Here is a 15,518-nt window from a genome sequence, read left to right on the forward strand (position 1 = left end):
TTTGATAACGGCGGCCAGTGTAGTGATAAGTCAGCGAGGTGAGCAAACGCCATAATGCTTATTTATCATTAATGGGGTATTGACCCTATCTGGTTGGGCTTATTGGGTGGCCTTGTTTCCCCCGCCTTGCGGTAAGGTTTCATCCTCAGCGTAGTGGGCTGTGGCTATCCAGGCGGCACAAAATAACGTTAGCCGGGCAAAAAAGTAGAAAAACGCCATTAAACCAATAACGGAGCCAAAAGCCGCCCCGGACGGCGAACTGGCAAGGCGTGGTAGCATCATCGTCATGACAAACTTAATTATCTCAAAGCCGATAGCGGCAATCAGGGTGCCGCGCAGTAACGCTTTTTTCTTAGGTTTATGGCGCGGCAGAATCCAGAATATCCATAAAAATAACAAATAGTTAGCCGCAATAGAGATCGACAACGCAATCAATGTCATAACGGGCCGTAACCAATCAATTCCCCCCAATCCTAATGCATCAACAATGGCAGATTGTGCAGCACCGGCAATTGACGTCAGTGACAGGGTGATAATCAGTGCGATAACCAACCCGGTCAGCGAGATAAAATCGCGGGCATAACGGTAGTAGAACTTTTCCTGATCCTGTGGATTACGCTCCCACACATCCCGTGATTGAGCACGAATCGCCTCGCGTAAGTTCCCCATCCAACTGATACCGGAATACAGCGCAATCGCTAAGCCAGTCAAGCCGACGGTGGTGCGCTGCTGGATTGCGGTATTTACCGTGTTTTTAAGTGTAGCGGCCAGTGTTGGATCACTGATGGTATTGACAATTTTATTAATTAACTCAGCTAATAAGTCAGGATTAGACGCCAGGACAAAACCGACTGCGGCGAAAGAAACCATCAAAATAGGGATCAGTGACAAAAAAGAAAAATACGTAATAGCTGCACCAAACTGGCTGCCCATCCGGTCATTAAAGCGATCGGTGGCACGGATAATATGAGCAACCACTGGGTAAGCTTTGATGTGGTTACTCAGCTGGGTCATATAGGAAATGGCTTTTTTACCGGTTTCAATCCCCGCCGCCAGTGGGGCTGAGTTGTCTTTCGGTGCGTTCGGCATAATTCTCCTCAGTGGCCTTAATCCATGCCTTATGCAGATGATTATTCTACAAAATATGATACAAAATGGCAGCAACCTGTTGATAATAGCAGAGTCGACGTCTATCACAACCTAACCAATAGTTATGCCAGGGTGTCGGTCGGGATTCTGTATGACCACGGATATCTCGATAGCTTATGTGTGCTCAATCATCATCACCGCAGTGGTATCCACGGCCAGTGCTTCAAAAATATGTTCCACATCAGCAGAATAGCTAATGTAGTCTCCTGCGTTTAACTCAACTGCTTGATCAACTGGGCCGATTCTGGCTTTTCCTGAACTGATAATCACATGTTCAATGGTACCGGGCATATGTGCTCGGGAGCGCCTGAGTTCACCGGGTTGAACATTAATCCGATAGATATCCCGCTGTACCCCTGTGGGGCAGGCAGCCAGCAACGTCGCGGTGTAGTTCGCCTGTTCAGAAACCGCAGTAATCCCTTCATTGGCCCTGATCACCTGAACATGCATGCGCGGCTGGGCGATAAGCCGACTGACCGGAACATCCAGTGCCATGGCTAACGACCACAGTGTTTCCAGACTGGGATTACCGGCTCCACCTTCCAATTGCGATAACGTCGATTTCGCGATACCTGCACGCTTTGCTAATTCCGTTACCGTCAGCCCTAACTTCTCACGTTCCCGGCGAATAGAGGCAGAAAGCAAGCCAATCGGGGTTGCTGCATGGTCTGAGTTATCGGGTATAAAGTGAGTCATTGTTCACCATATCATTCATTTGTTCATCTTGACGAACGACTGATTGTCGTTCACCATAATAGTCACTTGTTCATTTTAATGTATTGTCTGTTGAGTGCCAAGCACTCAAATACAAAAGCATCCTGGCAGCGATTACGGAGAGAGAATGATAAAAATGAAAGCTCGCGGGGCCATGGAAATGGTCGCAGCTATGCTTATTTCCGGTACTGTGGGCTGGCCGGTTATCGCATCAGGGCAACCTGCGGTAACGGTTGTGTTCTGGCGCTGTGTATTTGGTGCATTCGCCATGTTTATCGCTTGTGCCATGCTGGGTTTACTCAAACGCGGTGTGCTCACGCGACAGCATATCGTCATTGCAGTTATCGGTGGTATTACGCTGGTATTGAACTGGGTTCTACTGTTTGGCGCTTACTCTTATGCCTCCATTTCGATGGCAACCGTTACCTACCATACTCAACCCTTTATGCTGGTTGGGCTGGGGGTGCTGTTTTTTGGTGAGAAATTAACAGTAAATGCGCTCTGTTGGTTGCTGGTCGCTTTTGGCGGGATGCTGTTTATCATTATCGGGCAACCGGGGGCCATCACCTCAGGTTCTGACTACCTCTTCGGCATCATTATGGCGCTGGGGGCGGCATTTATGTATGCGGTAACGGCCGCGATTATCAAACGGCTAAAAGGCTTGCCACCACATCTGATTGTACTGATTCAGTTGTTGGTCGGCGCTATTTTGCTGGCACCCTTTGTGTGTTGGTCTGATTTACCGCTATCAGGCAGCACATGGGGATTACTGTTCATTATCGGCGTGGTTCACACTGGGTTAATGTCCGCACTGTTGTACAGCGCGATTCAGAAAATCCCGACCAGTTTGGTTGGCACGTTATCTTTTATTTATCCGGTTGTGGCGATTATTGTCGACTGGTTGGTATTCGATCACCGCTTGAGTCTCGTGCAAATAGCTGGGGCGACCGCCATCCTATTGGCTGCTGCGGGCATGAATTTTGGCTGGAAACTACTAAGGGATCACCCGCGCGAAAGTAAGAAATATTCGCGAGGATAGAATTTAAAACAATAAAAAAGGCTATCAACCCTGCGGTCCATAGCCTTTCTGATCTTTTACCAAACCTTAACGCATGGTTACAAACTCTTCTGCGGCGGTCGGGTGGATAGCGACGGTGTTGTCGAAATCTTTCTTGGTCGCGCCCATTTTCACGGCGACAGCAAACCCTTGCAAGATTTCATCCATACCGAAACCGATACCATGGATACCAACAATCTTCTCTTCCACCCCTACGCAGACTAATTTCATCCGGCATGGCTGGCGGTGCTGAGTCACCGCGCTGTACATTGCAGTGAATGAAGATTTGTACACTTTCACCTGATCGTCGCCAAACTTCTCACGTGCTTGCGGCTCAGTCAGACCAATAGTGCCGATTGGCGGATGGCTGAATACCACGGTTGGGATATTACTGTAATCCAGATGCTCATCCGGCTTGTTATTGAACAAGCGTTCAGACAAACGGCGACCCGCAGCCACGGCTACAGGGGTCAGTTCAACCGCACCGGTGTTGTCCCCGACGGCGTAGATACCTTTGACGTTAGTGTTTTGGAACTTATCAACTTCGATATAGCCTTTGTCATTGGTTTTGACACCGCTGGCAGACAGATTGAGGTTGTCAGTTGACGGTTCACGGCCAATGGCCCAAATCAGGTGGTCAACGGTGACTTCAGTGCCATTTTCCAGTTGCAGCGTTAGGCTACCATCGGCGTTTTTAATCACCGCTTTTGGTACCGCGTCGGTATGCAGTGTTGGCCCTTCGGTGTTCATCACTTCAAGCAGAGTTTCAACAATCAGCGGATCAAAAGTACGCAATGGTGCATGTTTGCGCACAAACAGATGGGTTTCTGTACCTAACCCATTGAGCACCCCGGCGATTTCTACCGCGATATAACCTGCACCTACTACGGCAACTCGCTTTGGCATCTCGTCTAATTCGAAGAAGCCATCGGAGTTAATCCCGTATTCTGCGCCAGGGATATTCGGGTGACTTGGGCGGCCACCGGTGGCGATCAGGATGTGATCAGCAGTGATTTTTTCACCGTTCACTTCCACAGTATGCGCATCAACAAAACGCGCGAAACCATGAATAACATCCACTTTGTTATTGCCTAAACCACGCTCATAAGACTGATGGATACGATCGATGTAAGCAGTACGGTTAGCGATCAGCTTTTTCCAATCGAAATGGTTCACCGTGGTATCGAAACCGTAATCTGGGCCATACAAATGAATCGCTTCTGCAATTTGCGCGGCATGCCACATTACTTTTTTCGGCACACAACCAACGTTGACGCAGGTGCCACCAAGTTGTTTAGCTTCGATCAGCGCACACTTTTTGCCGTACATGGCTGCCCGGTTGATCGACGCGATCCCACCACTGCCACCGCCAATTGCCAGATAGTCGTAATGTTTGGTCATCAGAATCGTTCCCACGTTGTTTAAAATTTGCCTAACAGTTTAACGCTTACCCGAGTTTTGTCGCAAAGGTTGCGTCAATGGCTCTGATTCGCGTGACCAATTGATTTAGGCTGTGTTTATTCTGGCACTACCCACTTCACCAGGGTATGACCATGGCCCGATGGCACCAGCACGTTGTGCAGCCACGGCAACAAGGTATTCATCTGTTGTTCTAGCTTCCACGGCGGGTTAATCACAATCATGCCAGATGCGGTCATACCATGTTGGTCACTGTCCGGGCGCACTGCCAGCTCAATTTGCAAGATACGGCGGATGCCGGTGGCTTCCAGATCCCGTAACATACGTTTGATTTGCTGACGTAAAACTACTGGATACCATAATGCATAGGTACCCGTTGCAAAGCGTTTATAGCCTTCCTGAATACCTTTCACCACATCCTGATAATCCGTTTTCATTTCATACGGCGGATCAATCAGAACAAAACCCCGGCGTGATGATGGGGGCAATTGTGATTTAAGTTGTTGATAACCATCGGCACGTTGAACTTTAGCTCGCTCATCTTTAGCAAACTCATTGCGCAGCAACGGGTAGTCGCTTGGGTGTAGTTCAGTCAGATGAATTTTGTCATCTTCACGCAATAAATGGCGGGCGATTAATGGTGAGCCGGGGTAGTAACGCAGTTTTTCACTACGGTTAAAGTAATTGATAGCACTGATATATGGCGCTAAATCAGCAGGTAAATCATCTCGTTGCCACAGTAGGCCGATACCATCAAGGTATTCACCCGTGCGCTCGGCATGCTCGCCGCTTAACTGGTAGCGACCGGCACCGGCGTGGGTATCCAAATAAAGGAACGGTTTTTCTTTTTCCTTCAAAGACTCAATAATCAGACTTTGAACGGTATGTTTAAGAACGTCGGCATGGTTGCCGGCGTGAAAACTATGGCGATAACTTAACATTTTATTTTAACCAATTGATATTCTAATTTAAATCAAGGATTTAGCGAGAATATATGCTGTAGATTGTGGCAGTGCTTTTTATCTGTGGATGCGACAAACACCCTGGTGAGAAACCGCAGCCAGCACATTATGGCAACTAGTATAAACTGTCTGGTGGATAAAAACTGAATTGCATTAATCTGTGATGAATACCTGATCTCACCTCAATGGATATAATAATGACTAACAAGATAATTGCTGAGCACTACCCAGACGCTTTGCTCTGGTCCTTTGGCGACAGTTCTGAGATGGCAGATGAATTGGCGCAATTGGTCATCAACGGCGCTAAAACAGCGACTTGTTGCTCCTATCGTGCTTATAAATCAGAAGCTTCGCCCAGTGTTGGTGATTACAATGTCATTCTCGATGGCCGAGGCACACCGGTTTGTGTCATTAGAACCATGAGCTTAACGCTGGTCCGCTATTGTGATGTCACCGCAGAAATGGCGGCCAAAGAGGGCGAGGGAGATAAAAGCTTGGTTTATTGGCAGACCGGGCATCGGGCCTTCTTTGAACGAGAGGGTGATTTCTCCCCTGAGATGCTATTGGTCTTTGAGCAATTTAAGCTGGTTGAGGTTTTTGCTACACCAGCAGTGCGAGCTTGATTGCCAAAATCGGTGGGTAATCAATAGTCGTCAGGCCGCCAGCCATTGATTTTCATGTTGATAGACCTCATGTTAATCATACATAGATAATTTATAAGTCGTCGTTGTATTCACCATCGCGGCGGTATTGAAAACGATCATTGATATTCAAAAGAATCATTGATATCCAAAACTATAATCAGGACTGCCCTATGACAAATCCGCTGTTGACCCCGTTCTCCCTGCCGCCATTTTCTGCGATTCGCCCCGAAGATATCGTGCCTGCGGTGAAATCCGCACTGGATGAATGTCGTCAAGCGGTGGAGCGGGTCGTTGCCCAGCCAGGACCTTTCACCTGGGATAACCTGTGTCAGCCATTGGCTGAGTCTGACGATCGCTTATCGCGTATCTGGTCGCCGGTCGGGCATTTAAATTCGGTCAAAAATAGCCCGGAACTGCGCACTGCATATGAACAAAGCCTGCCATTGCTGTCGGAATACGGTACTTGGGTGGGTCAACATAAAGGTTTGTATCAGGCCTATGTCAGTCTGAAGGAAGGCCCGGGGTTTGATGCATTGACAGCCCCACAGCGCAAAGCAGTAGAGAATGCGCTGCGCGATTTCCAGTTATCCGGTATCGGTTTGCAACCCGATCAGCAGAAACGTTATGGCGAAATTGTCGCCCGTTTGTCTGAGCTAGGCTCCACTTACAGCAATAACGTGCTCGATGCCACTATGGGCTGGAGCAAGTTAATTACTGATGTTAACCAATTGCAAGGCTTGCCAGAAAGTGCCTTGGCTGCGGCTAAAGCTATGGCTGAAGCCAAACAGCAGGATGGTTGGTTGCTGACACTGGATATGCCAAGTTATCTGCCGGTTCTGACCTATGCTGATAACGCTAAATTGCGCGAAGAGATGTATCGCGCCTTTGCTACCCGCGCCTCTGATCAGGGGCCAAATGCCGGTAAGTGGGATAACAGTGAAATCATGGCGGAAATTCTGACATTGCGTCATGAATTGGCACAACTGTTAGGTTTTGGCAGCTATGCCGAGAAATCGCTGGCGACCAAAATGGCAGAAAGCCCGCAACAGGTGCTTGGTTTCCTGAACGATTTGGCGAAACGCGCCCGTCCGCAGGCTGAAGAAGAACTGGCACAATTACGTGCTTTTGCTGAAAAACACTACGGCGTCAATGAGTTGGCTGCTTGGGATATCACCTATTATTCAGAGAAGCAGAAGCAGCATCTGTTCTCCATCAGTGACGAGCAATTGCGACCTTACTTCCCGGAACAGCGGGTGGTGGAAGGGTTATTCGAAGTCGTTAAACGTATTTACGGTATTAGCGCCAAAGAGCGCCGAGATGTGGATACCTGGCATCCAGATGTGCGTTTCTTCGAACTCTTTGATGCCAGCGGTGAACTGCGCGGCAGCTTCTATCTTGACTTGTACGCCCGTGAGCACAAACGTGGCGGTGCCTGGATGGATGATTGCGTCGGTAGCCTGCGTCTGGCGAACGGTCAATTGCAAAAGCCGGTGGCTTATCTGACCTGTAACTTTAACGGGCCAGTCGGCGGTAAACCGGCGCTGTTCACCCATAACGAAGTCACCACCTTGTTCCATGAGTTCGGCCATGGTTTGCATCACATGCTGACCAAAATTGATACTGCCGGCGTCTCGGGTATCAATGGTGTCCCTTGGGATGCGGTCGAATTGCCGAGCCAGTTTATGGAAAACTGGTGCTGGGAGCCACATGCGCTGGCGTTTATTTCCGGCCATTACGAAACCCATGAGCCATTACCGCAAGAGATGCTGGATAAACTGTTGGCGGCGAAAAACTATCAGGCGGCGCTATTTATTCTGCGTCAATTAGAGTTCGGCCTGTTCGATTTCCGCATGCATTATGAGTTCGATCCACTGACCGGTGCACAGATCCTGCCGATCCTGTATGAAGTGAAAAAGCAGGTGGCAGTGGTACCGTCACCGACATGGGGCCGCTTCCCACATGCCTTTAGCCATATCTTTGCCGGTGGCTATGCAGCGGGTTACTACAGCTATTTGTGGGCAGAAGTGCTCTCGGCAGATGCATTCTCGCGTTTCGAAGAAGAGGGGATTTTCAATGCTGCGACTGGGCAGTCCTTCCTCGATAATATTCTGTCCCGTGGTGGCTCTGAAGAGCCGATGACGCTGTTCAAGCGCTTCCGTGGCCGTGAACCGCAGTTGGATGCTATGCTGCGCCATTACGGTATTAAGGGCTAGAACGTGTCACAGGTAAGTATCTGTTTATTGTCTGAAGCAGGCGCCGCCCCCGGCGCCTTGTCTATTTTGGCTGAGCGTTGGGGTTTGGTGTCTGACGAGCAGGCCATTATGGCGCTGGTGTTGACACCTGAGCGCCTTGAATTGCGCAAGAGGGATGAGCCGAAGCTCGGCGGCATTTATGTCGATTTTGTCTCCGGCACGTTGGCGCACCGCCGCAAGTTCGGTGGTGGGCGAGGGGAAGCGGTAGCCAAAGCCGTCGGGGTCAAAAAGGGTTATCTTCCCCGCGTGGTCGATGCTACCGCAGGCTTAGGGCGGGATGCGTTTGTTTTGGCGGCGCTGGGTTGCCAGGTGCAAATGCTGGAGCGCAATCCAGTGGTGGCAGCATTGCTCGATGATGGTTTGTGTCGCGGTTATCAGGATGCTGAGATTGGTCCGTGGCTGCGCGAACGGTTGACGCTGTTGCACGCCTCCAGCCTGATAGCACTGGCAGATATTGAACCCCGGCCAGAAGTGGTTTACCTCGATCCGATGTATCCGCACCGGCAGAAAAGTGCACTGGTTAAAAAGGAGATGCGGGTGTTCCAATCGCTGGTGGGTGCGGATGAAGATGCCGATGGTTTATTGGCACCGGCCCGCGCGTTAGCGACCAAACGGGTGGTAGTGAAGCGGCCAGATTATGCCGAGCCGTTGGCAGGAATAGCTGCGCAAGCGGCTGTAACCACTAAAAGTCATCGTTTTGACCTCTATATGCCACTTCCTTGATGTTATTACAGTGTCAGTTTGCCCTATGGCTGTAACACCAATGACTTTGGGTATATTGGTTTCAATCAGGCGGCTGCGCGTTATTGCAGCCACCTGAATCATCGATTCTACCTGGATAAATAGTTATGAAATAAGCGGTGAACTGACAATAAAATCATTGTGGGTGAATTGATGTTTACCGGTGAATTTTATCATCATATCGACTTTGCTTATTTTTGGATCGAAATCAATCATCAGATAGGTAATATTAGCGACATCATCATATTTCTGCATTAATTCTGTTTGACCATTCGCGCTGAATTGATTGACCATAACAATATTATTATTGCCAGCCATAATGAATGATAAATCAATTTTATCTTCACCAGAGGTAAAGTCGATGATGGTATCGGTATATTTTTTGGTGGAATCTCTGCTATTACGGTATTGGAAAATATCATGGCCCTCTCCCCCTTTCATCCGGTCAGCGCCGCGCCCGCCGAATAGCCGGTCATTGCCATTGCCACCGCTGAGCCGGTCATTACCCGCGCCGCCGGATAAGAAGTCATCACCCTTACCACCGGATAGCCTGTCATTACCACGGCCGCCAAATAGCCGGTCATTTCCCACCCGGCCCCATAATCTGTCATCACCACCCCTTCCGTTCAGGGTGTTATTTGATCGGTTACCGTTGATTTCATCATCACCGCTACCCGCGATGGCATTTTCAATCACGACTTTATTTGCGATGGAGACATTGCCTCTCAAGCCACCAATATCAGAGAAACCACGCTTAGTCAGTGTGATTCTTTGGTCTTGATGATAGCCCGAGAAATCAAACGTATCGTTACCACCGGCATCCCACACGCAGAATACCAACTTGTCGTTAGCGTGGGTTGCAGTAAAGTAATCCCTATTACTATTGGAATTGAAACCATAAGTCGTATTACCGATACGGGTACGATTATTGGCTCCGTAAAGGTATTGAAGTGCTAAAATATCATGTAGTTGCGGGGTTGATGCAAAGTTACCCCCGTAGATTGCTCCTGAGTAGAACTCAGATAAATAGCTCATTACGCTGGTTTGTTGTGTTAAGCCTACGGTGTCATGAGTATGTTCCAAGCCGAGTGCATGGCCGAGTTCATGCATAAACACCCGACCACCATAGTTTGATTGCGTGGGGGCTAGATTCTCCTCTATCTTCGCATTAATAAATATGGGGCTGAGGTTACTAGGATTCGGGGGATAGGCATAACCGCCACGTGACCCATCGAGTGAAACATTGGTAATGGGGATGTTAGCTATAACATCATCTTTAGCCTCAATAAATTTAATATTCGCCACATCAGCAATGGCGAGCATAGCGGTTCTTATCTGGTGAATTTGGGCTTCATTAAGGGAATAGGCCGGAACACCCTCAGCTGATTTATAATAATGGTAATCTATTGGTATTCGTTGGCTAAATGAATAAGTGATAATACTTATTCCATTCTTATCTTTATTTTGCCATTTGTTTCTGCTGGTTATCGCTAATAGATTAATCGCCTTTGATTTATTAATATCAATACTATTATTAATACCTACAGTTCTGACATTATTTTTAGTCTGTTCCCTGAGCATTATTATTCCTCATAATTTAAATTATTTACTTTGCTATCGACTCATGCATGGGAAGGATGTTACTGACATCGATAATATTTAAAATAAGCACGTTCTTAAAAAGAACTAAGGATTTTATATATTACTCTGCGGGATATATGATTTTTAAATCTATGAGGATAAAGTTCCCATATTCTTCTGGTATTATTACCTCAAAGAATATGGGAATAGAGTCTTACTTACAACACACCTTGGGCCAGCATTGCGTCTGCCACTTTAACAAAGGCCGCAATATTCGCGCCGTGTACATAGTGGGTTTGCTTGCCTTCGCCACCGTATTCAACACAAGATTGATGAATATCGAGCATGATGTGATGCAGACGGACATCAACTTTCTCTGCCTTCCAGCTCAGGCGGGCCGCGTTCTGCGCCATTTCCAGACCTGATGTGGCAACACCACCGGCATTGGCGGCTTTACCCGGTGCAAACAGCACCCCTGCATCAAGGAAAGCATCAGTTGCCTGAATAGTCGTAGGCATATTAGCGCCTTCGGCAACGGCTTTAACCCCGTTGGCAATCAGTTGACGCGCCGCTGGCAGGTCCAGTTCATTCTGCGTCGCACATGGCAGCGCGATATCAACCGGTACACTCCATGGCTGCTGATCGGCTAAATAGACCAGATTACGTTCACGGGCATAATCTTCAATACGACCATAACGATTGTTCTTAATCTCAGCCAGATGAGCCAGTTTTTCTGGGGTAAAGCCTGTTTCATCAACCACTGTACCACCTGAGTCAGAAGCGGTAATCACTTTGGCACCCAGCTCCATGGCTTTTTCAATAGTGTATTGTGCGACATTTCCGGCGCCGGAAACCGAGACTTTACGACCTTCAAAACCTAAGCCGTGACGTTTTAACATGGCGTCGGTGAAATAGACCAAGCCATAACCGGTGGCTTCCGGGCGAATCAGACTACCGCCGAAGGAGAGACCTTTGCCGGTGAAGACACAAGCGGTGTTATTCGACAGTTTTTTCATCATGCCAGACATAAACGCCACTTCACGGCCACCAACACCAATATCACCCGCCGGAACATCGGTATCCGGGCCGAGATGACGATACAGTTCCATCATCAGTGCCTGGCAAAAACGCATCACTTCAGCCTGACTTTTTCCTTTAGGATTAAAATCAGAACCGCCTTTGCCGCCTCCCATAGGCAGGGTTGTCAGGGCATTTTTAAAGGTCTGTTCAAAACCAAGGAACTTCAGAATTGATAAGTTTACTGATGGGTGGAAACGCATCCCGCCCTTATAAGGACCAATCGCCGAGTTAAATTGAACACGCCAGGCGCGGTTAACCTGAACTTTACCTTGGTCATCAGTCCAGGCAACGCGGAATTGAATAACACGTTCTGGCTCGACTAAGCGCTCGAGTAGGCTTTGTTCACGGTAATGTGGGTTTTGCTCCAGAAAGGGCCAAAGTGACGTGAAGACTTCACGTACTGCTTGGAGATATTCTGGTTGGTTGGCATCACGTTGTTGTAAAGATTCTAAAAACGACTCCAGAGAGGTTAAACCATTCATCACTAATAATTCCTTGTACCAATTAAGACTCTCCCTACACCTTTTTGCGAACTATTATTATTATCCAAATAGTGAGGAGACGATGTTGTGCATCTTCGACTATATCACTGGTTTATATTCATACAGCAAGGGATTTTGACAAAAACTTAGCAGGGTTATCAATGAGTGGCTATCGGGGCTTGGCGGGGGTTGTTGATTAAAAACGCCCGCAAAAGGCGGGCGTTAAAGCTAAACAGGATGACTCTCGCGAAACTTATTCGTCTTCGGCGTCGTCATCGCGCAGTGGCACGATAAGCATATCGACATGTACGGTATTGATCAGTTGGCGTGCTGAAGACATCAATTTGCTCCAGAAATCCTGATGATGACCGCATAATACCAAGTCCATATCATATTTCTTAATGGCATCAACCAGTACCTGGCCCAAATCGCCGCTACCGCTGAGGGTTTGCTCAATTGGGTAGCCCGCATTTTGCGAAAGCTCAGTTAATGCATTATGGGTTTCTTCAGAGATACGTTTTTGCATATCACCAAGATTAACGTCGATCAGACCGGTATAGAGGTCTGAGTAGTTAACATCAACATGGATCAGGGAAACTTTGGCATTGTACGGTCTGGCCATGGAGACCGCCTTTTCCACCAATACCTTACTTTCTGGAGATAGGTCAACCGCAATCAGAATGTGTTTGTAAGCCATAAGTAAACTCCTTCCATAATGTTAATTAATGGGTAAGCAAACATTCAACCTGTTGAACGGGTGCTAACACGGTATCTGCATACTATCATTATGACCCCTAACTGAAGTGTTTCACGGATCACAACGCACTGTTTTGATGATGATCACTAAAGCATCCGTATGTCATTTTGCACCAAATTGCACCAATAAGTGATGAGATTCGCCCGTTAATTGCCTTGGCGCACGGTGAGAATACTTGAATTTAAAGCAGATCATTATCTTAAGTATAGCGCTGATAAATCATCATGATTAACGGAATTTCATATTTGTGATGCAAATATAATTTACAAAAAACAGCAGCCAAATTTATGTAATTCAGTTAAGAGAGATTAATATTTAAGCGGAATTTGTATGGGTTACGAGCATTTATCAGTGACAGATATTCGATATAAGTTAATGCTAATCGATAGTTAACAAATGCCTAAATAGGCTTAATTTAGAGATTATCAGGCTATTTTCCATTTCATTTCCTACACTGATAAAGGGAGTCCTACACGTTCGGATACTGTGTCGAACGAACAACGTATCGAGCATAGTCAGAAAGCGGACGATAGGGGTGTTTTTTGAGGCCCTGGGGGTGTTTGTATCGGCTAGAGTAAGCGATGGCACAGAGGTTCAGGTGATTGACCCAATGTGTGAGATATCGCTGGGAGGATAATTATGATCAGTACCGTCGCGCTTTTTTGGGCTTTATGTGTGGTATGTGTGATTAATATGGCACGTTATTATTCATCTCTGCGTGCTTTGTTAGTGGTATTACGTGGCTGCGACCCGTTGCTGTATCAATATGTTGATGGTGGTGGCTTTTTTACCTCCCACGGTCAGCCGAGCAAACAAATTAGATTAGTGGGTTACATCTTCGCCCAACGTTATCTTGATCACCACGATCCTGAGTTTATTCGCCGCTGTGAGAGGCTACGTGGGCAATTTATACTGACCAGTGCATTATGTGGATTGGTAGTGGTCAGTCTGGTGGGTTTAATGTTGTGGTATTAGTATGAATTATTGGCAGAGAAGCATTTAAAAAGGCGACCTGATAAGGCCGCCTTTTTTATTTACCGTAACCGTTCAATATGTTTACTGCCCGGTCTTATCACAGTGCTAGGTTGAGGCGCACTATGATAGTAATACGTTTCGCTGGGTTTAAATGAATCTTAGAGCCACCCAGTACAACCCACCGGAAAGAAGAATAGATATTGGTAAGGTTAATACCCACGCCAACATAATGTTCTTCACCGTTTTACTCTGAACACCACCGCCATCAACCAACATGGTCCCGGCAACTGCTGAAGAGAGCACTTGCGTTGTCGATACTGGCATACCGGTATAACTCGCAATACCGATGGAAACCGCCGCAGTCATCTGGGCAGAAACCCCTTGCGCGTAAGTCATGCCTTTCTTACCGATTTTCTCACCGATGGTGACTGCCACACGTTTCCAGCCAATCATGGTACCCAAAGAGAGGGCCAGAGCGACGGCAACGATGATCCAGGTCGGTGCATATTCCACAGTTTCCAACAAATCTGTACGCAGATTATTGAGGAAACGGCGGTCTTCAGCACTGGTTTCAGGCAGTTTGGCAACAGTCCCTGCGGTTTCGGCAACACACATCAGCAAGCGACGCATATGGCTGCGTTGATCAACCGTCAGATCGTCATAGCTTTGCAGATTAGCCAGCAACGTTTGGGCATGATCAATGGCAATCATGGCGCGTGAGCTATCACAATGGAACTGTGCCGGTGTATTCGGCAATGTTTCTGGTGCAGGTACCAGCGGTTTCAGCGCGACAGCATGAGGTAACACCTCAACATGTTGCTGATAATATTGTTGCAGATGGGTCACTGCATCGCGGGTGCGGGCAATATCATAACCGGTTGCATTCATATTCACGACGAACCCAGCCGGAGCCACGCCGATTAATACCAGCATGATCAAGCCAATCCCTTTCTGACCATCGTTAGCGCCATGAGAGAAACTCACACCGATAGCCGATAGAATCAGCGCAGTACGGGTCCAGAAGGGCGGTTTACGTTTACCGTCTTTCTTTTCACGTTCAGCAGGTGTCAGGTGAATACGTTGCTGTTTCTTGGACCCGTTCCAGTAACGACGTAGCAGGAACACCATCAAACCGGCAATAACCAGACCCACAATTGGGGATAAGATTAATGACAGGAAGATTTGAATCATCTTAGGAACGTTCAGTGCATCTACAACAGATGTACTGGTCATTAATGCATTGGTTAAACCAATACCGATGATTGCACCAATTAGCGTATGAGAGCTGGAAGCCGGGATACCGAAATACCAAGTGCCCAAATTCCAGATAATCGCCGCCAGTAGCATAGAGAAGACCATAGCCAACCCATGCGCCGAACTGACGTTTAACAGCAGATCAGTAGGCAATAAGTGAACGATAGCATAAGCCACGCTCAAACCGCCCAGCATCACGCCGAGGAAGTTAAACACCCCTGCCATCACAACAGCAACCTGTGAACGCATGGCACGGGTATAGATTACGGTCGCGACCGCATTGGCTGTATCATGAAAACCATTGATGGCTTCGTAAAACAGCACGAACAACAAAGCAAGAACTAACATTAGGCCGGTATGGAAATCCAGGCCAGCGAAAAGATGTAGCATAAGCGTTACGCCAGTTTGTGGACATGAACGCGGCGCATTATCAGTGACAATGGGGGGTGGG

At 47.7% G+C, this 15,518-nt stretch carries 13 protein-coding genes; 5 read left to right on the forward strand and 8 right to left on the reverse strand.

Annotated elements, in window-relative coordinates; genetic code table 11:
- Nucleotides 1-99: 99 nt before the first annotated feature.
- Both yhjD and ACWJJO_RS00560 read right to left on the reverse strand, forming a co-directional pair.
- Nucleotides 100-1,089 (reverse strand): inner membrane protein YhjD, encoded by a 990-nt coding sequence (yhjD, locus tag ACWJJO_RS00555; protein ID WP_372568470.1) that lies wholly within the window; start codon nt 1,087-1,089, stop codon nt 100-102.
- A 174-nt stretch (nt 1,090-1,263) separates the two neighbouring features.
- Nucleotides 1,264-1,845: a helix-turn-helix domain-containing protein gene (locus ACWJJO_RS00560; protein ID WP_083161348.1), complete on the reverse strand. Its 582-nt coding sequence runs from the start codon at nt 1,843-1,845 to the stop codon at nt 1,264-1,266.
- A gap of 148 nt (nt 1,846-1,993) precedes the next feature.
- On the opposite strand from ACWJJO_RS00560, the gene ACWJJO_RS00565 reads away from it, so the two are divergent.
- Complete coding sequence (locus tag ACWJJO_RS00565) at nt 1,994-2,902, forward strand: DMT family transporter (RefSeq protein ID WP_372569836.1); 909 nt, start codon at nt 1,994-1,996, stop codon at nt 2,900-2,902.
- 66 nt (nt 2,903-2,968) lie between these two features.
- Here the strand turns inward: ACWJJO_RS00565 and gorA are convergent, their stop codons facing one another.
- A complete protein-coding gene (gorA, locus tag ACWJJO_RS00570; RefSeq protein WP_372560271.1) occupies nt 2,969-4,321 on the reverse strand; it encodes a glutathione-disulfide reductase in 1,353 nt (450 codons plus the stop codon).
- Between the two features lie 116 nt (nt 4,322-4,437).
- Nucleotides 4,438-5,280, reverse strand: coding sequence for a 23S rRNA (adenine(2030)-N(6))-methyltransferase RlmJ (locus tag ACWJJO_RS00575; protein WP_083161346.1), 843 nt, complete (start codon nt 5,278-5,280; stop codon nt 4,438-4,440).
- A gap of 218 nt (nt 5,281-5,498) precedes the next feature.
- Here ACWJJO_RS00575 and ACWJJO_RS00580 point away from each other — a divergent pair, with 218 nt between their 5' ends.
- The 3 genes from ACWJJO_RS00580 (at nt 5,499) to rsmJ (ending at nt 8,920) form a co-directional block, all read left to right on the forward strand.
- Nucleotides 5,499-5,924, forward strand: a complete 426-nt coding sequence (locus ACWJJO_RS00580) for an ASCH domain-containing protein (protein WP_083161344.1) — start codon at nt 5,499-5,501, stop codon at nt 5,922-5,924.
- A gap of 191 nt (nt 5,925-6,115) precedes the next feature.
- Nucleotides 6,116-8,158: an oligopeptidase A gene (gene prlC, locus ACWJJO_RS00585; protein WP_481090515.1), complete on the forward strand. Its 2,043-nt coding sequence runs from the start codon at nt 6,116-6,118 to the stop codon at nt 8,156-8,158.
- A 3-nt stretch (nt 8,159-8,161) separates the two neighbouring features.
- Nucleotides 8,162-8,920 carry a 16S rRNA (guanine(1516)-N(2))-methyltransferase RsmJ gene (rsmJ, locus tag ACWJJO_RS00590; protein WP_083161340.1) on the forward strand — a complete coding sequence of 253 codons (759 nt, stop codon included), beginning with the start codon at nt 8,162-8,164 and terminating at the stop codon, nt 8,918-8,920.
- Nucleotides 8,921-9,043: 123 nt separating this feature from the next.
- Here rsmJ and ACWJJO_RS00595 read toward each other — a convergent pair whose 3' ends face one another.
- From ACWJJO_RS00595 to uspA, 3 genes are all read right to left on the reverse strand, one after another.
- The gene (locus tag ACWJJO_RS00595) at nt 9,044-10,519 is read right to left on the reverse strand and encodes a M10 family metallopeptidase C-terminal domain-containing protein (protein WP_481090516.1); all 1,476 of its coding nucleotides are present in this window, start codon (nt 10,517-10,519) and stop codon (nt 9,044-9,046) included.
- Between the two features lie 218 nt (nt 10,520-10,737).
- Nucleotides 10,738-12,081: an NADP-specific glutamate dehydrogenase gene (gdhA, locus tag ACWJJO_RS00600; RefSeq protein ID WP_083161335.1), complete on the reverse strand. Its 1,344-nt coding sequence runs from the start codon at nt 12,079-12,081 to the stop codon at nt 10,738-10,740.
- A gap of 253 nt (nt 12,082-12,334) precedes the next feature.
- Nucleotides 12,335-12,778 carry a universal stress protein UspA gene (gene uspA, locus ACWJJO_RS00605; RefSeq protein ID WP_083161333.1) on the reverse strand — a complete coding sequence of 148 codons (444 nt, stop codon included), beginning with the start codon at nt 12,776-12,778 and terminating at the stop codon, nt 12,335-12,337.
- A gap of 699 nt (nt 12,779-13,477) precedes the next feature.
- Here uspA and uspB point away from each other — a divergent pair.
- Complete coding sequence (gene uspB, locus ACWJJO_RS00610) at nt 13,478-13,813, forward strand: universal stress protein UspB (protein ID WP_005187112.1); 336 nt, start codon at nt 13,478-13,480, stop codon at nt 13,811-13,813.
- Nucleotides 13,814-13,960: 147 nt separating this feature from the next.
- Here uspB and pitA read toward each other — a convergent pair whose 3' ends face one another.
- Nucleotides 13,961-15,457 (reverse strand): inorganic phosphate transporter PitA, encoded by a 1,497-nt coding sequence (gene pitA, locus ACWJJO_RS00615; RefSeq protein ID WP_083161331.1) that lies wholly within the window; start codon nt 15,455-15,457, stop codon nt 13,961-13,963.
- Between the last annotated feature and the right edge of the window lie 61 nt (nt 15,458-15,518).

The sequence above is a fragment of the Yersinia antarctica genome (assembly GCF_056636475.1).